Genomic DNA, 21,844 nt, shown 5'->3' with positions numbered 1-21,844 from the left:
TTTCATTTCTAACTAAACATCCTTATTCTGCCGCTGCAACGATTTGTTTAATAGCCTGATGTGTCACTTCACAGATATCCCTGAATTCAAAATTCACACAACCATCTGCTACAAAGATCCTGATACTTCTAACACAGCCTGAAAAAATACTTGATCTAGGCGACCTTGATAAAACAATCGGAGATAAGAGTCTTGATCAGCACCTGTCCCTGATACTGTATATATCCCCCGTTGAGATTGCGATGACCTAACTGCATCAGCAAGTGCTGTCAAAATACGGTGGCGTTGCTGAGGCTTTGTCTTGTCGCTTCTGCCCAACAACGAGAGAACTCTCGCAGACGTATAGGCTACTGTAGCGCTTTGGTCGTAAAGCCGCTTGATTAGACTATCAACAACTTCACCCTCAATCCGTTGTAAACGGGTGAGTGTTTCCATTGCAGCCTCTCGTACATATTGATGATCTAATAAAGCCTGCTGCAACGCATCAAGGGTATCGGCTGAGATCCTATTTAAGTGGCTTATTAACTGAATAGCCGCGACCCGACCAGGAGTCGAGTTATGCTTTTTGACAGCTTCTGCAAGCAGTGGCTCTAAGTTAAAGTCACCAGCAAGGTTAGCAAAGGTCGCTGGAGAACGCTCAGCATAAACAGCGACATCAGCTAAAAGTAATGTATGCTTCCAAAAATAGCCATCATTACAAACATTTGTAGATAAGGTTTTAGTCAACCAGCTAACTAAAAAACTAAAAATTTCTGGCTCATCCTCAATAAGAACTTCATACTTTTCTGAGGCATCCTTAAAAATACTCCCCGTACCCACCCAATAGGTGACAGAAGCCGCAATTTCCCCAAGCATATCCCTAACCATATCTGCTTCTACAGCCAATGCCTTTGCAGCAACAATTTTATGGGCATTGAGTTCTTTTTCAGCAGCTTCCATCAAATCTATCTCTGGGTTATTATGTTTTTGATGAAGTGCACTGATTGCTGCTTGAATGATAGGACAAGGTACCCTTGGCAAAGCACAAACATCTTCTAACCCATCCAGATTTAGTGTCTTCAGCCAAGAACCTGGATCCTCTGTATAGCTCTGCGTGTTATTTTCCAAGGCTAACCAGCAGAGCGCAAAAGTCATAGACTTCTGAGCTTGCTTATTTCCATTTTCAAAAGCTTGTCGGAAAGTTGGCCAGGTTTCTGAAGTAAGTTCAGCAATACCCATCAAGTTTTCTGAAGCAGCGCTCACATTACCTTCATTAGATTGGAGTGTTTTAGCCCATTTCTCAATATAATTTGGATTATCGTGAATAAGATCATACTGAGCTGAATAAATGATTCCATGGACAAATGGGGATTCATTTTTATAATCGCTTTTTGCCTGCCCAAGAGCATCTAGAACATAGAAGTCAAGTTCAGAAGTTCGGAAAAATCTCATTTCTCGTTTGACGGTCGTGATTTCACCTGTGAGTACTAGAGAAGCACGAGTACGAGATCGATCTTCTCTGCTATTTAGTAACGCGATTAAACCATCAATTGTTTGGGGGGTTAGCCGTCTTTCATTCTCTGAAAGAAACAGAGCAGCATGATTAGCAATATTCTCATCCCAATGATTCAGCCAGGTTTCTATTGTTGGTAATGCATCTTGTGTAGGGTCTTGTAATAAGGGCAGGAATTGACGAACAATTTCTTCGTTGCCACTATTGAGTAACTGATCTAAAGCCCTAACAGCTGTATAGGTTAGGGTTAACCCGCACTCAATGCCTGCTTCGTATACGCTTCGGATTTTGCCTTGCTCAGGACTATTAGCTAATGCTAGCCACTGACCATCTAGTAGGTTGGTTGCTTCATTAAAGTAGGTTAGCAGATCGTTGACAATTGTCCCTAACACAAGTGGAGACCATAAATCTACGCTGCCACCCAATGTTTCTTGCAGTTTGGAGTGGAGTTGAAGAAGTTGAGGGCTGCGTAAACCTAGTGCTTTTGCTCGGCTCCAAAAATCAGAAATCTGTCCGGCAATGACACGGAACTGTGCTAGTAAGTCAGGATAAGAAATTAGGGATTGATACAACCCTTGTAGGGTTTCTGCCTTCTGATATTCATTGGTAATATTTGACGCTGCTAATAGCGCATCCTGCAACAGACTCTTCTCTTGTCCTTCTAAGCAAAACCTCGACAACCTTGCCAGTGCCCTCGCTTTATCATCAGGATCTGCAATAATGCGGGCACTTAGCAAGGTTTCTTGTAAGATCTGCTCATAGCTTGACACAGGTATGCTTGGCAGAAGGTACTCAAATACTCGACAACGCAGATGAGGATCGTCAATAGTCCGTGCAACTTCTAGTGATTGATTAAATAAATGATTAAAACGGAAAGGAAGATACCGAGCCAACCTGAGTAAAGCTCTTGAACGAAAGTAGGGATCTTCCACTTGGTTAATCATTTCCAGGATACGAGCCGCTTTATCATAGCTGTTACGTATCTGGGGTGCTAGAGAGTGGATGACAGACTCGCCACTCACCGTATTCAATAAATTGAGAGTTAAAGTTTCTGGAAGTAGGTCAAAATTTGTTTTCACCAAAGGAACCATAGCATCTAGAAAAACTGAGCGTAGTGCTTCACGCAGGTCTGGACGGAGTTTTTCTGTATTAATATTCTCAATAGCATCGATCACTTCAAGGGGGATATCGGAGCGCGGGGTAAAACGAGGCGGTAATCGTTCTACAAACCAGCTTGTAATGTATTCACTCCAAGTCAAGTTCTGAGTTTGGTAAAGTAGGGCTAGAGAATGAATAATGAGATCTGCTGGTGAAGCAGCCATTTTATCTAAAGCAAGAGCACATTTATAGATAAAATCGTCCCCTCCACCACCTTCTCCTAGGAATCGGCAGATCCAATACTCTGCATTGACATAAGCTCTTGGGAGAGATGATAGGTGCTCATCCCAAGTGATGTATTCTAAAGGCTTATTGCTATAAACCAACGTAAGATTTGCTAGTACAGATAGCAAATCTTTCCAATGTAGATCTTGTAGAGTTTGGGCAAGGCTTTCTATAGAGAGAATTACTTGACCCCGCTTAGTAATGGTCAAATAATCTTGACCATCTTTTGTTTTAATTTTTTCAGGATGAGTTAATGGCTCTGGCAATTCAACTTCAACTTGTAATGCACGAGTGATCGGATCTTTGAGGAATTCTTTTAGTCGCGAAAGTTCATCAAAGATCAATTTAAGGACTTTCTGATTGCCGCTGACTGCTGAGGCATCTCCTAGTACTGAAATAAAATTCTCTCCCAGTGCAGCTAGAGCAATAAATGCATCAGCTTGTTGCTCTAAATGCTTGGAATTCTTCCAAAGATTTCTGAGATGGGGAATCAGAGATTCGGCAGACTCACCTTTTCGGATAGCTGAAAGAATTCGGTTAGTTAATGGTGAGTCACGATAAATAGCTTCAACTTTAAACTCAGGGGATATTTTTACTCTTTCGAGCTTGCCACCCATTCCAACATCAAGATATACAGCAGCATTATAGACAGGATCATCTGCCCCAAAGTCTCCAATATAGTATTCACGATTGCGTGCGATTTCGTCCTGACGTAGTTTGTCCGGCTTTAGCAGGAACAACACAATATCACGATACTCACGTAAAGTTTCAGGGGCCTTATAGTTATAATATCCACCATAAAGAGCAACAATTAAACGTAACCAGGTTGGGGTAGATTTAATACGCTCAACCAGTAGTGGATTTTGTTGTAAAGCCCTTCTAAAAGGAAGGTGATCAATAGGAAGATCAATAGCCCACTGTCCTACCAATCTGTCGTATCTATCTTTTTGTTCTTGATAAGCAGCTTGGGCAATTGAAACATTTGTTCGCAGCTCTTGATATTTAGTAATATTGCTTGTTTTTAGTTCTTCCCATTCTTCTTCAGTAGGCAGCTTAGGCGGAGTTGGTTCTTTACGCTCAGGTTGTGGGGTGATGATATCCTGAATGCATTGATTGATGGGGTAATTCCATGCCCCATTGTCATAGGGCAAAGCTTCTAGAAGGGCTTGAGCAATAGCTGGCGTAAACCATTTCTGTTGTCGGATCAAAGATGCAGCAGCAAAAACAAGATCAAGATTCAACTGTGATGAATTTCTTAAGACTTCACAGAGCCATCTTTCAATTGTATTTAAATTTCTCTGTGAATAAAGTTGAGAGAAGGCATTTTCAATTTGCTTTTTTAGGCTTTCAAACCGTATTAGTCTGTTGCGATTTGCATAGGTAGACAATAACTTCTGTGCAACCTCTCGAACAATAGATTCTGAGACTGTCACCATTTCATCCATTGCTGCGACAATTAGCAATGACGTTCGTGGCAACAGATCCTCCAAAGGATCATCAGCATCTAGAAGCGATCTCAGCACGGTTTCGTAGGCTACAGGTCCCCAAGCAGAGCTGACGTGCCCTAGCGCCAGCAAGATGGGTTCTCGCCAACGTGGATCACCTAACCGAGCTATAATCTCTTCGCCTGCATTTTCTTTAGATCGGACTAGATAAAGAGCGGCTAAATATTCTTGGAATGTTAAATGCAAAAATCCATAGAGAAATTCCCCACGCGCTGCAAGAAGACCGACATCTTCCCGAACAATTCGCAGGAAATTCTCTACTTTCTCATGCATGATTTGATTTTGCAATCGAAAACTCGGTGCCCCTTGTAAATACTTAGCGACGAGTTCTTTCAATTCCCTGTGCTCAATTAACCCAGTTGGATAGTTCTGGTGAATGTGGGCTGCTAACGGAGATAGCACCATGATTAATTCTTCTGCATTTAATCCTGTCTTCCTCCAATCTTCAATTAGGATCTCCATTGCAAGCTGATAAAGCTCAGCCCGGTGTTGAGGCAGGCTCCCTCGTGAATGGAAAACTAATCCCAGAATCGTAACCAATAGCGGGTTGCTTGCTAGTTCTCGAATACGTGGACGCTCCGGATCGTAAATCGCTGACTTCAATGCTTGCGACTCATTAGCTGCAATTCCCTCAGTCACCTCAGATGGATCATTCGGTCTGATTTGTTGATAGATAGCCAGTGTCCACGTGTCACAAAAATGTTCCACGGCAACCCGACGCATTGGCTCGATCGTAACGTGGGTCAAATTTCCTCTCAGTGGAGAGGCATGGTAACCAACAATGCGGCTGGTGATTATGATCTGGTTGCCACCAGTTGAAACAGGAGTTCCAAAGTCAAGCAGATCCCACCAGTAATTATTCAACTGCTGACTTTTGGTTTGTCCTTTGCCGTTAATCCAGTCTTCAATAAAGGTCTCAATCTCACGGACAATGTCTTCTCGTGTGGTTGAACCTGTAATTTCATCTAGACCATCTAAGATAATTACGGATTCTCCTCTGCGGAGATGGCTTTTGATGAGAGCATTTAGACTCTGTGGTTCTAGCATTTCACCGGTATGGCTGGGAAACTGGCCAAACCAAGGATGGTATCCCAAATAATCAATCAGCATCAAAGGCTCTTTTTCATAAGCCTCAGCATAGTCTGATACACGGAGTAAAACAGGTAAACGGCTAAGACCTAAGTTTACGGTTTTGCTACTTTCTTTAATTTCTGGATCAACCTCTCCCAAAGAAACGATGACATTGTTCGCTTTAGTCAACATCGCTTGGGCAAGCTTGACTGTTAGCCACCGAGCAAGCGTTGTCTTACCACTTCCAGGATCACCTAAAATAACTAGCCATCTCTCATGCTGAAATGCTTCACCTAACGTAATTACTTTAGATTTAAATCCGAAATCGGAAGATGAACGATCTCGCTCCATAAGCGAAGGCATGAGGGGATGTCCAACCAGAATATGTCTTCTGATAAACCCTAATTCTTCTTCTATTTCTTGAGCAGTGAATTCTTCATCTATTTGAGGCAAGATGCTGAACAGGTACTGTTCTTCCCTTTTCAAGGCTTCATAAGCATTCAGGCGTTCAGTAGAAGTAGTTCGATCTCCTTTAAGGGCAACATAGACTTTTTCTAATGGTACGGTTGGATAACCTTGTATCTCGCGTACACCTCGTAATTCCAACCGGTTATGGTGACGAATCAACCATTCTAAATATGGCTCAGGAGATGTCAGAAGAAGTTGTGAATTATTTGAATTACTCTCATTTAGAGAGAACAGTTGCCCACCTTCGTGATCCGGCCAGCGCAAATATAATATTGGGCGATACCATTGATTTCCTTCTGCTCCCATTGCTTCTTGTCCTTGGCTAACAGCAGTTGCCAGGGCATTTTTACGACCAAGAGAACGATAAAACTGTTCAGCAAACTGGGTTGCACTATTGACTCGGACGCTATACTGCATTGCAACGACTGCGGGTAGGCGATGGCTGATCAAGCGTTGAGCTAAACCGTTAAACACAGAATCCCCGCCTAGCGCCATACCAGACTTACAAGCACTTAACACTGCAACAGCAACGCCCCCCTGGCGGTTCAAATGATCTCCAAAGCCAGCCTTTTGAAGTAACTCACCCAGTTCAATAGCGCTGACATAATCAGCTTCATCTTCTTCGGTCTCGAACAGAAGGTATCCTTGTGGTTCAGGTAAATCTGCTCCACAAGATTTGCACTGCCTTGCACTCAGATCCTTATGAGCAGTGCGACAGAAATCCTTATTGCAACGCTTACCAAAAAACCCGTGTCCATCAAAATGGAAAACATGCGGCTGATGTTCAGTCAAGTAGGCGCGGAGTTGATTGAGAGAAGCAGCTTCCAGAATGTCAACCTGAATATGTTTCTCTTCCTGAGCTTTTTCCAAACCTTTCAGAATGGCCTTTTGTTCTTTCTTAGAGAGAGGCGGTAATCCGTTACTTTCATCTGAAGCCCCTGAGGATACCAAAAGGACTTTAAGTTGTTGGACAGGTTGTAATTGAGGGACAGTTGCTAGATGAGCAACATAACGCGAAAACCTGAGTTGATGGTGAACTAGAAATTTTTGCCCATCATGCACTAATTCCCACGGATAATCAGGGAGACGACTACGCTTTGTAACATCTGCACTGAATTTGAGTTGAACATGAAGTTGGGTCTCTTTAATTTCCGCATGAGAGATTGCACGCTGAAGCGCATCCCGTACTTCTCCCAGTGGAAATAGCATATCGTATATTGACTGTCCAATTCGAGCAAGCATAGCGGGATGAAAGCTTTGGCGATCGCTATTTAACCACCCTTGTTGTGCCATCCACTCCTGCTCTGCTTTTTCTGGAAAAACAGAAGCTCTAAAATCATTGACCTCTAACGCTTTAATTAAAGTAGTTCGCCACTGATTAGAGGTCTCGAAGAAAGGTAATTTTGAATCAGCTTCAGCATCCCCTACCACATTGGATTGTACGATTACTTTGAATTTGACTTCATCGATAGCAGATAGATAAACATTTAATAATTCCATACACAAGTCAATATGAAGTCAGTCAAAGGAGAAAATTAAATAACACTCGGTGGTTCTTCCTCGTTACCCTTTAAAAGAGCATCTAAGCTTCGTTTTATACTCGAAGGAACTTTGTCCGAATGCAACGTTCCATAAAACTCCATCAATTTCTCTTTATCAAAGAGAGGTGATAGTGTCACTTTCACTTTATGAACGTCGTCACGACTAATAGTACCGCCTATTTCAACCCCGCCTACCGGGATGACGTTTACTTTGACTCCACCTGCACCCCCGCGCTTAACAACTACTTGGAGTTCCAATTCAACCGAGTTGACAAATAGAATAGGGGCATCATTAGTTTGCCCCGGGGCAGTAGAAAGTAGTTCTTGCTTAATCTGCTCAACTAACTCTGCTAAACCAATTGACTTTTCATCCAGCATACTATTGAAGCTCCGCTTGAACCTTTAACTCTCTAATCGCGATCAAAATGTGGGCACCTCAATTAATCGCCTTATTGGGATTTTTCAGAGCCCAGAACCTTTGAAATCTTGCCCTCATTCTCGATAAGATTTATGTTTTTTGAGGTATCTACAACGATTTCATGTCAGGTGAAGTACAAATCAAGATCTGAGATTACCCTATAGCAAGAGGGTTTCAGGTCTTTTAATGTGCCTCACGTGAGAAAGAAAAGCTGTATATCTCTACCAAGTACTCCGAACAGTTTTTGATGACTAACAAAAGAATAAGGGTTTCATCCTCCTTTCTGGATATTCAAGCCAAGGAGCAACTAAGGGCTTTAGCGCTCGAGTAAAAAGCTGCCCGAACTGCTGACCTAAATAAGTTGCCATATTTTTACAGTATAGTCCTTGCTACCACTAGCAAGAAATCTTCCGTTAGGGCTAAAGCTGACCGACGTTACGGGTCTGTAATGACCAGATAATAGCTGGCCATCTTGAGTTTGGCCTTTACTAATATCCCAAATTCTTATCGATCCATCATCACCTGCACTAGCAAATATTTTGCCATCACTGCTAAAGCACAGAGCATTTACTTTCGTTTTTTTTCCTTTTGTTCCTATATGTGTACCGATTCTTTCTCGAGAGTTCTTAGCACCGACGGTATCTCTATAATCAACTGTTCTTATTTCTCCTTTATCTCCACTACAAACGAGCAATCTAGTACGAGGAGAAAATGCAATAGCATCTATAGAGTCATCGAACACCTCTAATCCTCCGATAGAGTCAAAAGAGTCACAACTCCATAGACGAATAAAACCGCTCTCGTCACCACTTGCAAACACATTATTATAAGAACTTGAGGCCACATAAGTGATTTTATGCTTATGTCCCCCCACTAGTATTTTCTTTCCACCTCCTTTAATATCAAAAAGTTCAGGATTTAAATGATTACTAGAAGCATTAATTACCCACTTGCCATCCTTAGAAATAGCAATTATGTCACCACCACCTTCATAGATTACGACCTCCCTCTTACTTGAGAAAATATAGGCTTTGAGAAAATAAGGAAGGAAAGAAGCCCCTGGCCCTAAATGCTGTGAGCTTTCATCCTTGCCTAGGAATCTCCTATTTGAACTGATTAGAGTATTTCTATCAAAAGATAAGTGGATATTTTCTATAGAGCGCGTAAAAAGTTCACCCTCGATTAAATTCTGGCTATTCTCCGTCTGGATATTAAAAAGCACAACTTTACGATTTTGAGGGACTACTGGGCTTGCTCCGAGATAAACCAGAATCTCCTCATCATTTAAAAAATAGCATTGATATATTTCTTCGTAAAAATCAATTGATTGTGGCTTACGCAGATTATGCGTGAATTCATCAAGTCCATCTAATTCTTTATAATTATCCTTTACTGATATATTTCTAGTAGCTCCCTTATTGCCAAGAGAATAGGGCGGCAAATTAATTTTCTCAAGCGCTGTACCATTTGTAAGAGCGAGTATTTTTACTTCGGATGGTATTGCCGATTGAGGTGCAACCCATTCCCAAAAATTACGGTAATCTTCAATAAGTTGCTGATGATTAAAGTCTAGGCATTCAAGCATTATGGCAAGAGAAGCTTGAATGCCTCTTAAAACAACTCCTTCTATGAGGTAGATTTCCCTGCCGAAAGAATCTTTGAGGATTCCTTCTGCACCATCGTTAATTTCCTTAGCTTGAGCCTCATGAACCCGATAAATAATGGTTAAATCTCCACATTTTGATCCATAAATTTCTCGATAGTAAGCCAGATTATCATCGATAGGATCACCCTCTGCTGTTTTTGCTAAAAGACTAGCAATGTTAACTTGGCACATAAAGTCAGGAGCTACTACGGTTCTGTAGTCCAGAAATTGATTTCGGCTAACTAGAAATCGCCAAGCTTGAATTTCGCTCATAGTACTCTTAACTCAGAAGCAGGAAACCGATAAGCAAGTTGATTTTGAATTGATACAAAACAATTTATAGAATGCGCTAGAGCGGATTCTTCATTTGCTACTCTCTTTAAAGAGTCCGCTTGTTCTCGTCTTAGCTCTTCAGTTCTTCTTGCGGCAAAGGCAACTTTTTGTTGCGCAGGAGTTTCTGCCCACTCTATTAGAGTTTTAAGAACATCATCTGCAAATTGGTACTTCCTTGGCAGAAGATCTTGAACTACCTTTACTCCTCCAGCAAACAGTTGGCCGAGGAAGTCAAGAAAGCCTATATCAGGTTTAACCTCTATAGGTGTTTCTAGCTCAGATTCGCGCTTCTTCACTAACTCTTCTATCATCGCTTGTATCATGTCAGGCAGAATACAAGCCAGTGGAACCTCAACTTGAAATGGCTTAGGTAATTCACCTGTCTTTTTCATGCTGCCATCAGCTTGTGCAATCGCAAAGCCTTTGCCTACTGCACTGACTGGAATAAGACGGACAGGTGAACCAGCGTGGTTTCTAAGTCCGACTAAGTTCTTAAATTCATCAATTTCAAGCAATTGATCTCTAATTTGCTCTAGTGTGTAGCTCTGCTCAACAATATCCCACTTGCTAATGACAAAGTGAACAGGCCTACGAGACCCTTGCATTACATCGATCATATTACGTAAGTCGTTAACTGCCCAAACTGTACCTAGTTTTTCTTTTTTCATTAATGCACACAGCTTTTGGCCGTCTAATAATCCCAGCAGAGCATCCGCTGCCTTAAATCTATCGCTAAAATCTAAACTTCCATCTTCCTCATCGGCTTCTTCAGTAATTCTTCCCCCGGCATAGTCAAGGTATGTAAATGAACAGGCATCATAAATTGACAAATCGCTTGGATTTTGAACTCGGCAAGTAAATGTCCATTCTGAAACTTCGCTGTATCTCGTACCAGAAGGCCATTTCTCGTCGGCAGCAATTTGCGTATAAATATTATTTAGTCGCTTACGCTTTTCAGCAGTATCGACCTGAAGGAAAAATCCTAAATCACTCTGTGTTGAAAGCTTCTTATACAAACTAGATAGGAATACAGTCTTCCCTGAGCCACTAGGGCCGAGCATGATGATTGAGTAATTGTTCATGGATGATGTATTTATTGACTGTGGAGGGGCACATAACTACTGTTTAGCCTGACTGATGGCTTTTGATTAAGCCTAGCACCGTAGGCAGAATGATTAGCAGATCCTAAGTTAGACCTTATCAGTAATAAATCGCTCTACATGTAAATGCACGCAGTAACTGTAGGAACATTCGATTTCAGGTAAAGAATTGGCTGTTTTTTAATTCCGATTTAGTCTGTTGAATATCACCCCCTTAGGGGTGCTAGGCTGAAAAATATCGGTATAATACCCCGATTTAGGTTGTTATACAGTTTTTGATCGGGCTATCTCCCAACAATAGGTTTGATACAGATCTACTTCTTGATAACTACCCTGCCTCGGGGTGCTATACCGCTCTTGCTCTGCATAATAGACTTCCTACAGGGTGTTATGCAGATAACTTCAGCAATTCTTTATCGTGGTACCACAATAGCTAGCTAATCCAGCTCAATCCCCCCCGTGAGCGGCGCAACTGCAGGCCCGATCGCACTCACCCCCCGCCGCACTGCAATCTGCTCAATCACCCGCAGCCGCTCATAATCCTGCCCCATCAAATCATTCTGCGTCGTCACACCCGCCGCATCCGCCGCAAAAATCTGCCCCCGGCCATCCTTCGCCCGCAGCGAGATCGAGCGATCTGCACCGCGCTCAACCTCATAGTCAGCCCCAATTAACTTGGCCGGGCCACCCCCTGGGTCAAAACAGGTATCCATCACCCGAGACAACAAACTCCCCACCCCAATCTGCTGCCCACCCACCGCATCAGCAGGGCCACCATCCGCCTCCCCTCCCGCCGAAGGCAACCTAGCTTTAGCTAAAGCTGGTTTAGACTCAACCACATCGGCATCCATCACCGAGGCATCGTGCTCCTGCCGAAAGGTGGCCGAAGCAAACATCTGCTCACTATCTCGGTAAAACTCCAGCTTGCCGTCCTGAAATACCGAAACCGCTGGTGCATCGGCAGGCAGTTCGCGATCTTTCACCGCCATTTTCAGCCCGTCAATAAACCCAGGATTTACCTGCTCGTGCTGCATTAGGTCTACAACCATAGTGCCCTCGGTGGTAGACAGCACCGAGTCACCCACCTGAATCTGCACTACCCCTTGCACTCTGGGAGATCGTCCAGGGGTAGTCACCAGATCGGTCGGGGGGTGTGGCCCCAGGCCCTCGGGCACCTTCCCCGGCTCAGCATGAATCGGCCCTGCCGGTAGCCCCAGGCGCTCTGGGGCACCCTCCAGCGCGAGCCCAGGCACTAGCGGCGATGGCTCATCCCCCTTCTTCACTGGCGAGGATGGGGAATCGTGAACCACCACACGCCGCCCCTGAATCAAGGCAATAGCCGCCAAAATTCCACTCATCACGTCACGGATAGAGTGCTCGGCCTTATCGCCGTCGTGCCCGCGCACCCCCGTCGTTTCTTCCAGTCCAGCCATATCAACCGTCCTCCCATGGGTCTGGAATAGTGGTCTCGGGTGCAGGCTCTTTGACCTGTGACGCCGGGGTATCTGAGGAGGCCTGAGCAGCAGCGGCATCCATGATCACGGGCAGCGGGGCTCGGCCCGTGATGATATCGGCAAGCCAGTTCACCGTCTTCACCATTTCGGGGTCAATGCCCTTGGGGGGATAGCTGGGGTCTGCCATTAGAATGCCTCCGTAAATTCCATCAATGCCGCTGCGTTGATCACCCGTGCTCCAACCTTCGGCGTCGGCAAAATGGAGGGCACCCCACCATTAAATCGCCCCCCTGACGCTTCAGCGCCCTCACCATCGACCGGCAGCGGCAGCAGCTCCGCTGCGATCGCCATCCGAATCGCAATCTCCTGCCGAGCGCGATCGCTATCACCCAGCGACTGCGGGGTACGGGCCTCCAGTTTCGCCTTCACCTTGGGCCAGGTCTTAACGCTCCAGTCGTCATCAAGCACGTCGGCCTTGGGCACCTTAATCGACGAAATTAAGGGAATCGAGGTCTCATCCTTGCGGCAAAAGCCAGGGCTAATCAGCACACACCGCCCCACCGGCAGCCGATTAAACTGGGCAGACTCGACAATGGGACGTTTCTGCAAATGGTCGCTGGTCGAGTGTGAGGCTCCGCCTTTGCCGCCGCTGCTGCGCGACTTTTGCTTGATCGTCACTTCCTCTTCGCCCAGATAATCCGAGAACATCCGGGCGCTATCGGGATCTTGCGGATTGAACAACACCTTGGTGGCGCAACCGCCCAGAATCGCCCTGGCCTGCTCTCGCTTGTAGGCATCCTCTAGCTGGGTGATGTTTTGAAAGCCAATCACCGTACACAGGCCGTCGGAACGGTTTTCGTTGAGCCACTGGGTCAAATAGGGCAGGTAAAGGGTCGGCAACTCATCAATGGCCAGCAGCAGCGGATCGCTCCGTTTCTTAGTGACATTCATCGTCACCATCATGTGCAGCACCGTAGCCACCAGGGGCGCGACGGCTTCACGTCTACGCCGGTCTAACCCAAGAATCACCAGCTGCTTACCGGATAGCTCAATCGGCAGAGTAGTTTGACCGCAAAAGGTTGAGATCAGCTCGGGGGCCATGAACCGAGAAAACACCTTGCTGGCGGTGCCGATCACCCCGGCCACCGTTTTTTCAGAGTCTTTTAGCTGCAAGAGTTGAGAAAAGGCGTAATACACCCAGTGGGAAATGTGCCAACCCTGGGGCAGACTGCCCAATTCCCCCAAGCGCTTGCCTTCCATAATGCGGGCGGGCAGCGCATCAAGACCCAGCACAGCGCTGGCCGTCATCAGGTCGGGGTTGGGCATGCCCTTGGCCAGCATAAGAATGGCCTGGGTCAGCTGGTCACCGGCATCAGCGAAGAACTTATCCTCGGAGCTATTGCTAGAGCGGGCAAAGTTTCGGTTCATCACCGACGCGATCTGCCGGGCCATCAGGGCATCGTCGGCATCGGCCATGAAATCGAGGATGTTGCAGACCTCAGACTCGGGGTAGCCCGGCGCAAAGATGCGCACGTCATAGCCACGGCGGGCCGCGTAGGCCACCAGGCACTCAGCCTGCCCTGGATATTTGAAATCGTAGACCAGGGCGGGCATACCCTCATCCAGCGCCGCGCGAATCAGCGGGTTAATCGCCGAATAGGTTTTACCCGAGCCAGGGCCACCCGCGATCGCCACTCCCCGCTGCACATCGGGCAGGTAGAGGGCCTTGGCATTGCGAGGCTTACCCTGTTTGTTGCGCCGCAGAGAGCCAATGTAGAGGGCCACAGAATTATGCTTCTTGGCCTTGAGCTGGGCGATCGCCCGCTTTCTCGCTCGCGCCTTTTCCGCGCCACCGCTGACGCTGCCCCTAGCAATCTTGCCGCTGGTTCCTCGGCCCTTCATGATCTGCATGACCATGAACACCAGCGCGATCGCACCCAGAATGACACCATTGCTGCCCATCAGCGGCTTCAGTGCCGGGGTGATCGAATTCCCTACCGACTCTAGGGCCGTTGACCGGGCCGGGGGAGACTGTGCCAATAGCGCTTGTTCGGTGTCAACCATACTGGGCTACCTAGGCCTTCTTCTGGCTCTTGGGGTTAGGTCGAGATCGAGTCGATGAATGTTTCTGGGACTGGTTCTGGACGGGCGGCAGATCGCGGGTTACCTGAGCCAGCAGGGTGAATAATTGGGCTGGGTTGCCCTTCCACAGCCCCCAGACCAGCGCCAGCGCCAGGGTTGATGAAAACGCCACCAGTCCGGCTGGCCCTGGATTATCAGCCAGAGCTTCAATCGCCTGGCTCACCCGGCTCGACTCATCTGGGGCTAGAGCTGGGGTCTCTGGGGTGGGGCTGTAGGGAATAGCGCCAAAGGCCTGTTGCCCCAAAAAGACGGCATCCCCCGGCTTGACCACCATGAAGGGAATCGGGCCAATACCGTAGGGCGAACAGTCTGCCGCCGTGCCCTCCCCCGACCGCCGACAGGTTCTGAAGTAAGCCACCAGCTGGATCTCATCGCGGGAAACCCAATGCGGCACCACCTTAAACGACGGGTTATAGATGGCGGCACCCAGCGGCTCTAACCCCTGATTGACGGTAGTAAGGTCGCCCGTCCCCAAACCACCCACCTGGAGCTGCCCAACCCACCAAGTGAGCGATCGCGCCGGCCCTGGGGCTGAATCTGGGGCCGAAAAGACTACTTCGAGGGCACCCTCGTCGGCCTCCTGCACGGTGGCGATCGCGATCTCACCCTGCACGCCAATTTTGCCTGGTAATGTCCACAGGCTGAGGTGTTCGAGCAGCGGCACCTCGGTGAGTTTGGCCGACTCCCACTGGCTAAAGTTTTGGATCGGAGCGATCTCAATCCCCGGCAGCTCACTGAAGGTGTAGTTGGCCAGGTCGAGATAGGACAAGCTGATCTCGCCATACTTTGGGTGCTGCTTGATCAACTCGCCCAAGGTGCCACCAGTCGCGACGAACGTGGGGTCAACGATGGCAATCAGGTCTTTGACCAACCGAGAGTCACTTACCCTTAGAGACAAGAGCGCCGGAGCAACTCTAACCAAGGAAGAGAGCGTTTGATAGTTCAGCAGCCCAAACTTGTTTAAGGGGATAGCTCTAATCCCTCCATCTCTGCCCTTGCTGGCATACACCCCCAGTTGATCGGCGATCGCCGCAATCGTCAATAGGTGTACGTCAAACCCACCCTGCAAATCACCCACCGTCAGCACATCAGCGATCGCATCGCCCCGCTGCCACGACACCGACCCCCAGGTTCCAGACTCTGCCAACACGGGCAGGTCAGAGAAGGCAATCAGCCGCCAGTCAGGTATAGCCGCCTGGCGATCGCCAATCCGCAGCACCCCCAGCGGCAAATTAAAATCAGCGACAGTCAGGCCCGAGGTGGAAGTTTGCTCTGTTGCCCCCACTCGCAGGACATCGGGCTGGGCCAGCGTCTCCTGAGCAGAGGCTGGGTTGGGTGGGGATGCGACCGCACCGGCCCCAGACACTACCCCCAGCGCCACCAGGAGAATCAACGCCGGGATCGACGCCACCCGCCCCATCATTCGTCACCTCCAGCCGGGTCAAGCGGTGCTGCTTCAGCATCCTCAGGGACAATACCGGGCCTCGGGATAGATTGGCGCTGCTGCTCTAGCCCTCGCATCGCCACCGCCTGCACCACCTCCAGGCTTATACCAGTCTGAGCCGATGCCTCTACCACCGGCACGTCGTTGGCGATCAACGCCAGGAATGCCCTCAGACTTTGGTGCATTGGCCCATTGGGGGCGATCGTCCCAGCTTCAATCAGGGCCGCAATCCCGTGGGAGAACGTTAGGGGAGTAGCACCCTGGCCAGGGATAGCCGAGGCTTGAATCATGAACCTGGGGCCAGCTGGTGCCGGGGCAGGAACCACCGCGATCGTCGAGTAGTCGGCTGGCCCAGAGCCATAAGCGATCGGAAACTGGAAAAGGTGAGCTGTACCGGAGGCATCTCGCGCCACTACGGAGAGTAGGGTAGCTGGGGTAGAAGGCAATCCCTGGAACGCAACACCGCTGATGCGCCGGAGGTGTACCACCTGAGCGCCACCGGCATCGAGGGGCGCGTCAAAGTCGATGGTCAGCTTAGATGGGTCATCTAGCCAGGCTCTATAAATGCGCAGCCCGAGGCGAGAAAAGTCGAGGTTGGCCCCAGACCCCGGCCAGACCGTGATCGGTACCGTACCCGCCTGAGCCGATTCTATCCGCACCTCCTGTCGCAGCGGGCGACCCTGGGCCAAGCTAGGTATCCCCAACACCACCCACCAGAGGGGGACGGCACAAGCCGTCAGCGCTATGCATAGCAGTCTGTTCCGGTCTTTCATCGTGGCATCCTACGGCTCAAAGACAAATTCGTTCAGGGCAAAGACAGACACCTCCGCAGTGTCGTGAAACCAGATCCGGTTGCGGGAGTCGTAGTCGTCAATGCGCTGAGTCACCCGCTGCTGCTCAATGGGTAAAACAGCCTGAGCCGCGCCTGATAGAAGACCCGCAATGATGTTGACCGGGGCGTATTCGGTGGCGACAGCACTGGCCCCCTCGCCGATAATCGTCTGTTGGCTAAGGGGACGATTGAGCAGCTCGCCCACATGACCGAGCGCCCCCAGGGCGGCTAGCTGCATCTGTGCCGCCCTGACCTCGCCACCATTGCGCATCTCTTGAGCGATTAGAGGATTACCGCTGCCGCCCGTGATCAGCAGGTGGTTGAGGGGCACTGGCGTTACCTTGCTCACCCCATTTTCAACCGTGACCACATCGGTGACCGACAGCTCCACCATCCCCGAGCCTGCCAGCACAGACACCTCGGCCACCAGCACGGTGCCAACGTCCAGCGCCACAGCACCGTTATCAGCTAGAAGTGGCTGGCTGAGGGCGATCGCCGTTCGCTGACTCTGCTGTTCTCGACTCAAATCTTCGGCCCAATAAATCGGGGCGACCAGGGTGGCCGCCGCCGTGGTGCCGGGAGCTACCCGCTTCAGAGGTCGCCCTAGGATTGCAGCCTCCTCTACCTGCAACGACGCAGGAGGTGGATTGCTGACAAGTTGCGCGGTAGGCCCAGTCGCTGCGGGCTGCTGGGGCAAGTCTGCCAAAGGGGCTGATGCTACTGGCGCAGGTTGTGATGAACGACTTGGAGTAAAGGCAGGTTCCATCCCCGTGCCGGTACCATAGCTGCCCATCGCCGCCAATGAGGCCCAAAGAACCTCGGGGGGAGGCGGGGGAGGCATATTCACTACGGGTTGTCGCGGAGGCGATGATGCGGTGGGTCTAGGCGATGGTGTCGGACGCGGCGCAACAGGGGCATAGGACGGCGCAGGGCGAGTCACTGGCCCAGTGGGTTGCACGGCCTGGGGAGAGACAGCAGCGGCAGTCTGAGCATTCGGCGCAGGCTGAGCGCCCCCTTCCTGTACGGCCTGGGCGCGAGCCATCTGATTGCGCAACGCTAGTAACTCGGCGGCTGATGGATCATTCCCTTCACCATTGGTTCGAGCCTCGTGGAGTTGCAACGCCTGGGTTTGATTCCCCAGGGCATTGCGCGTCTTGAGTTGCCCAATCTCCTGCCGCTGACGCTCTAGGGCCAACTGAGTCAGATCTGGAGGCGGCTCCGGCGCTTGTTCTGGCCTCGCCGTTGGGGTCAGATCTCGCTTTCCAGCACTTTGGAAACCCGATAAAACACCCCCCACTACCACCATGCATACACCCCCAATCAGGGCGACGGAACCTGCCTTCACCAGCGGGTTAGCCCAGATCGGGGTACGGGTCTTTCCGTCTGCATGGACACGACCGGCCAACACATCGCGGTCAACCAACTCCTCTGCATCATCCCCTTCCCCATCGGGGTCGGTCGCCACACCATCCAACGACTTATCACCCAATGCTCCAGGATGAGAAGGGGCGTTCTCTGGGTGAATGCCAACCAGCAGAGATAGCTCGTAGAGCTCATCGCGATCGAGATCGCCTTCATCGAGCAGCAAATCTAGAGTGTTCGGAGCGATCGCCGCCCCATTTCCGTTTTCAGTTCCAGTCGTCATCTTGCCGCCTCCGTCATCTCAGTAATGTCAGTAATTTGCAGTCCTGCCGAACGCACCTGATAGACAGCCCGCTGCACTGCCGTCGCCTCAGCCTCCATCGGGTCAGCGGGTGGCTCAACGGCCTGAATACGAATCACTTTGTTGACCGGAATCGCAATCCCACCAGGATTTTTCACGTCAAAAATAATCAGGTTCGCGACCATGGTTACGTCCCAAAACCCAGGCGCAATGAGCAGAGGTTCAGACAGCGATTCAATATTGAAAACGCTTTGCGCCTGCCCCTGAAACACCGATCGCGGGGTCAATGCACCGACCTGTTCCAAAAATGAAGCCCGAAAGTCTTCAGAAAGACTAAAACTCGCTTGCCACGCCTTGGTCGTAACCGTGTTACTTCCTGCCTTGACGCCTGAATCAGTCGTTGTTTGGATGGTCCCGGTCGCATCCTGGGCTTGACTGACGCCATTCCAGGTAAATAACATCGTCATTGCCTGCCGAGTGAACAGGCGAATCGACTCCGGGGTTCTATCCAGGTTGTCGATCGGCTTCACCGTAAACGAATTGCCATCAATGGTTTGCACCAGCGTCGGGACAGGCTTTCTGGCAATTTGACTGGTCGTCATCCCTAGCACTGCCGTCAGCAACAGATTGAGGCCGCCCAGCACTAGCGCTAGCAACACAAAGAGGGGGAGGAGGTTTTCGGTTGCAAGTAAACCTTGTCTTTTCGGGTTGATTAACGTCATCTCATTTACCTACAGGGTCTACAGCCAAAGGAGTCTCACCCAGGCAGAAATCAACGCCCCCCTTGGGGCAGTCTTGGATAGGCCGATTGAGAGGAATGGTTGGTACTGACGTGGGTAGTCGATAGCGCCATCCGGCTGAGCAGGATCGTCGCGGCCCCAGTTGACCCGGCCAGCATGATATTGAAAATCGCCAGGCCGCCCCCACTGGCTAACCCCAGCGCCAGCGCCGGGGCCAGCAGGGCGATTAATACCAGGAAACCATTGGTATCAAAGGTGTTGGCATTCATTATCACGACGGCACACATGCCGACAATGATGTTGTAGGCCATCTGAGCAAACCCCAGACTCAAGAATCCGGTGATCCAGGCAAAGATGGGTTTGCCGCCAAAGGGCAACAGACTGGCCGCCACAGCAAACGGCCCCATCAGCGCCGTGAGCAATAGCGAAATTTGAATCAAATTCACAAACGCCCACTGGAATGCCATCAGAAAGGCATGGATAATCACGCGGGACTGGGAGCCAATCAGGCCCCCAAATGCACCCGGCAGAATATCGCCCACACTACCGTCAGTGTTATAGGCGTCGATCGCCCCTCGCACCATCTGCAAGGTCATATCAATTTGAGGAAAGACACTGCCAGCAATGCCCGTAGCCGTTACCAGCCAATGCTGCTTGAAGTCGCCCACCGTCGCCTCGATCTGCTCATAGGCCATTTCCAGACACTGGATCTGAGCCTCACCCAGTAGGGACTGACATTGCTGCACTTGGGCATCTACCTCGGCAACCACAACTCCCTTGGCGATCGCCCCCCGAATCGCTTCTTCCAAGGTGACGTTCAACATCGAGACTTGCAGCACCTGCTCGTTCGTCCGGTTGATGACATCTCGAACAGAGCGAGTAGAGGTGCCCAAAAGGCTACCTTGATTGCTCAGTAGAGCAACCACAATCAGCGGCCACACCAACATTCTCAGCGGTTCTCGGTAATCATCCTCATGCACGGCCATGTAGGCAAATCGCATCATGAACAAGACCAGCGCCCCAACGGCAAAGATCAGTGCCAGTCCAGTGATTTGGGTATAGAGTTCCGAAGTAAACAGCTGCGTCCAATACAGGCTATAGATATCGCCGATGTCACGGCTCATCTCAAAGCCCTGGCGAAGCAGCTCGCCAGCACCTTGCACCCCTAAAATCTGCGTGAAAATTACGCTCATCGCCGTCACCAAGTAGAACCGTTGCCTGGGCTAGTTACTGGAAAAGCACTAGGCCCGCCGAGCTGTTGATCACCTCAGCGGCCTGGGCCATGCCCTGTCGAGATTGCGCCCGGTTGAGAGCAGATAGCTCTCGGGCAGCTTCAATTTGCACCAGCGAGTCAGCCGCCAGTTGCTGCCGCATCTGGATGCTTTGACCGTACTGAGCCACGTCGATGGCCGACGATTGCGCCAGGGCCGCAATGTGGCTTTTCATAATGTCTTGCGTCACATCCAGGCTCTGGGCCTCTTCAGCCAGAACCACGATTTCCTGCAAGGTGTCGTCTGTGGCCTTGACCTCAGCCACAATCCCCGCTTGGCCCTCCTCACTGAGGAGGGAGTTGGCGAAGCCAGCCGCCGCCGCACGGGAGACCTCTTTACTCGCCGTATCAGCTAGGGCGATCGGGTTCATGTTGAATCGGTCTACCCGTTGGGAGGCCGCACCAGGTGAACCCTTTTCTGCCCCAGATACGATCGCAGTGGTGAGCGCGAGCTGGGATGCCAGCACGTCGGGAACGCCTAAGCTGCCAGTAATAAATTCAGGTGGTGTGCCAAAACCACCTCGAATGTTGTCCAGAAAGCGCCCCGCCGCCGTAGCAACGGTTGGAGAGCGAGCCGCGACACCTTGAACCAGGGTCTGAGTTCTGATATTAACCTCAGCCCGATGCCCAGCGCCTGCGCCATCACCAAAAAGACCACCAGGGCCAAGCACAGCCCCGCCGCCAAACCCGCCACCGGCATTGAGAATGTCCCCGAGAGGGTTGTTAGATCCTCCTCCACCCGTCAAGATGCCACCCAGGCCACCGCCAGTGGGGGTGCCGCCCCAACCGCCGTTGAGGATGCCGCCCAGACCACCGCCATTGAGAATGCTGCCCAGGTCGCCATTGAGAATGCCGCCTAGGCCACCACCGTTCAGGATGCTGGCTAAGTCACCGTTGAGAATGCCACCTAATCCGCCGCCGTTGAGGATACTTCCCAGGTCGCCATTGAGGATGCCACCTAGGCCACCACCGTTAAGGATGCTGCTCAGGTCGCCATTGAGAATACCGCCTAGGCCACCACCGTTGAGGATGCTGCCCAGGTCACCATTGAGAATGCTGCCTAGACCACCGCCGTTGAGGATGCTGCTCAGGTCGCCATTGAGAATGCTGCCCGTACCACTACCCCAGCCCCCATTGGCAAGCGCCCCCACGTCAAGTCCAGGGATAGAGCCTGTGGTAGAAGTCGGGGCGAATGTCGCAGTCGGGTCAGCAGTAATGGAAGTCGGATTTATGGCCTGAGCCCGTACTGGCTCCCCAGGGGCCATGGCGATAGCCAATGCGCCAACGAGCGTTAATGAGCGCAATCCAGTTTTTGATAGTCGTCGATTCATAGATACGCCTCA

General features: G+C 50.1%; 13 protein-coding genes. All 13 read right to left on the bottom strand.

What is annotated here, in order from left to right; all coding sequences use genetic code 11:
• Positions 1 to 108 precede the first annotated feature (108 nt).
• A complete protein-coding gene (locus H6G07_RS19310; RefSeq protein ID WP_073609771.1) occupies positions 109 to 7,419 on the bottom strand; it encodes a CHAT domain-containing protein in 7,311 nt (2,436 codons plus the stop codon).
• A gap of 35 nt (positions 7,420 to 7,454) precedes the next feature.
• On the bottom strand, positions 7,455 to 7,838 hold the full coding sequence (locus H6G07_RS19305) for a trypco2 family protein (RefSeq protein WP_073609770.1): 384 nt from the start codon (positions 7,836 to 7,838) through the stop codon (positions 7,455 to 7,457).
• Between the two features lie 392 nt (positions 7,839 to 8,230).
• Positions 8,231 to 9,796, bottom strand: a complete 1,566-nt coding sequence (locus H6G07_RS19300; RefSeq protein WP_073609769.1) for a WD40 repeat domain-containing protein — start codon at positions 9,794 to 9,796, stop codon at positions 8,231 to 8,233.
• Positions 9,793 to 10,938, bottom strand: a complete 1,146-nt coding sequence (locus tag H6G07_RS19295; RefSeq protein WP_073609768.1) for an ATP-binding protein — start codon at positions 10,936 to 10,938, stop codon at positions 9,793 to 9,795. Before H6G07_RS19295 ends, H6G07_RS19300 begins: the two co-directional genes overlap by 4 nt.
• 455 nt (positions 10,939 to 11,393) lie before the next feature.
• Positions 11,394 to 12,389: a hypothetical protein gene (locus tag H6G07_RS19290; RefSeq protein ID WP_073609767.1), complete on the bottom strand. Its 996-nt coding sequence runs from the start codon at positions 12,387 to 12,389 to the stop codon at positions 11,394 to 11,396.
• A 1-nt stretch (position 12,390) separates the two neighbouring features.
• The gene (locus H6G07_RS19285) at positions 12,391 to 12,597 is read right to left on the bottom strand and encodes a hypothetical protein (RefSeq protein WP_073609766.1); all 207 of its coding nucleotides are present in this window, start codon (positions 12,595 to 12,597) and stop codon (positions 12,391 to 12,393) included.
• Positions 12,597 to 14,474: a type IV secretory system conjugative DNA transfer family protein gene (locus H6G07_RS19280; protein WP_073609765.1), complete on the bottom strand. Its 1,878-nt coding sequence runs from the start codon at positions 14,472 to 14,474 to the stop codon at positions 12,597 to 12,599. Before H6G07_RS19280 ends, H6G07_RS19285 begins: the two co-directional genes overlap by 1 nt.
• 10 nt (positions 14,475 to 14,484) lie before the next feature.
• The gene (locus tag H6G07_RS19275) at positions 14,485 to 15,972 is read right to left on the bottom strand and encodes a hypothetical protein (RefSeq protein WP_073609764.1); all 1,488 of its coding nucleotides are present in this window, start codon (positions 15,970 to 15,972) and stop codon (positions 14,485 to 14,487) included.
• Complete coding sequence (locus H6G07_RS19270) at positions 15,972 to 16,769, bottom strand: hypothetical protein (protein WP_073609763.1); 798 nt, start codon at positions 16,767 to 16,769, stop codon at positions 15,972 to 15,974. The genes H6G07_RS19275 and H6G07_RS19270 overlap by 1 nt, the downstream gene beginning before the upstream one ends.
• A 9-nt stretch (positions 16,770 to 16,778) precedes the next feature.
• Entirely contained in the window at positions 16,779 to 18,473 is a 1,695-nt protein-coding gene (locus H6G07_RS19265; protein WP_073609762.1) for a hypothetical protein, read from the bottom strand.
• The gene (locus H6G07_RS19260; protein ID WP_073609761.1) at positions 18,470 to 19,213 is read right to left on the bottom strand and encodes a hypothetical protein; all 744 of its coding nucleotides are present in this window, start codon (positions 19,211 to 19,213) and stop codon (positions 18,470 to 18,472) included. Before H6G07_RS19260 ends, H6G07_RS19265 begins: the two co-directional genes overlap by 4 nt.
• Before the next feature lie 50 nt (positions 19,214 to 19,263).
• The gene (locus H6G07_RS19255) at positions 19,264 to 20,424 is read right to left on the bottom strand and encodes a hypothetical protein (protein WP_073609760.1); all 1,161 of its coding nucleotides are present in this window, start codon (positions 20,422 to 20,424) and stop codon (positions 19,264 to 19,266) included.
• A 34-nt stretch (positions 20,425 to 20,458) separates the two neighbouring features.
• A complete protein-coding gene (locus H6G07_RS19250; RefSeq protein WP_139297118.1) occupies positions 20,459 to 21,832 on the bottom strand; it encodes a hypothetical protein in 1,374 nt (457 codons plus the stop codon).
• Between the last annotated feature and the right edge of the window lie 12 nt (positions 21,833 to 21,844).

This window comes from Phormidium tenue FACHB-1052 (assembly GCF_014696675.1).
GTDB lineage: Bacteria > Cyanobacteriota > Cyanobacteriia > Phormidesmidales > Phormidesmidaceae > Nodosilinea > Nodosilinea tenuis_A.
This window is presented reverse-complemented; position numbering and strand designations above follow the sequence as displayed.

What these genes read in the sequence shown, in the direction of transcription:
- H6G07_RS19310 (WP_073609771.1), bottom strand. Translation starts at nt 7,419, where the DNA reads ATGGAATTATTAAATGTTTATCTATCTGCTATCGATGAAGTCAAATTC.
- H6G07_RS19305 (WP_073609770.1), bottom strand. Translation starts at nt 7,838, where the DNA reads ATGCTGGATGAAAAGTCAATTGGTTTAGCAGAGTTAGTTGAGCAGATT.
- H6G07_RS19300 (WP_073609769.1), bottom strand. Translation starts at nt 9,796, where the DNA reads ATGAGCGAAATTCAAGCTTGGCGATTTCTAGTTAGCCGAAATCAATTT.
- H6G07_RS19295 (WP_073609768.1), bottom strand. Translation starts at nt 10,938, where the DNA reads ATGAACAATTACTCAATCATCATGCTCGGCCCTAGTGGCTCAGGGAAG.
- H6G07_RS19290 (WP_073609767.1), bottom strand. Translation starts at nt 12,389, where the DNA reads ATGGCTGGACTGGAAGAAACGACGGGGGTGCGCGGGCACGACGGCGAT.
- H6G07_RS19285 (WP_073609766.1), bottom strand. Translation starts at nt 12,597, where the DNA reads ATGGCAGACCCCAGCTATCCCCCCAAGGGCATTGACCCCGAAATGGTG.
- H6G07_RS19280 (WP_073609765.1), bottom strand. Translation starts at nt 14,474, where the DNA reads ATGGTTGACACCGAACAAGCGCTATTGGCACAGTCTCCCCCGGCCCGG.
- H6G07_RS19275 (WP_073609764.1), bottom strand. Translation starts at nt 15,972, where the DNA reads ATGGGGCGGGTGGCGTCGATCCCGGCGTTGATTCTCCTGGTGGCGCTG.
- H6G07_RS19270 (WP_073609763.1), bottom strand. Translation starts at nt 16,769, where the DNA reads ATGAAAGACCGGAACAGACTGCTATGCATAGCGCTGACGGCTTGTGCC.
- H6G07_RS19265 (WP_073609762.1), bottom strand. Translation starts at nt 18,473, where the DNA reads ATGACGACTGGAACTGAAAACGGAAATGGGGCGGCGATCGCTCCGAAC.
- H6G07_RS19260 (WP_073609761.1), bottom strand. Translation starts at nt 19,213, where the DNA reads ATGACGTTAATCAACCCGAAAAGACAAGGTTTACTTGCAACCGAAAAC.
- H6G07_RS19255 (WP_073609760.1), bottom strand. Translation starts at nt 20,424, where the DNA reads ATGAGCGTAATTTTCACGCAGATTTTAGGGGTGCAAGGTGCTGGCGAG.
- H6G07_RS19250 (WP_139297118.1), bottom strand. Translation starts at nt 21,832, where the DNA reads ATGAATCGACGACTATCAAAAACTGGATTGCGCTCATTAACGCTCGTT.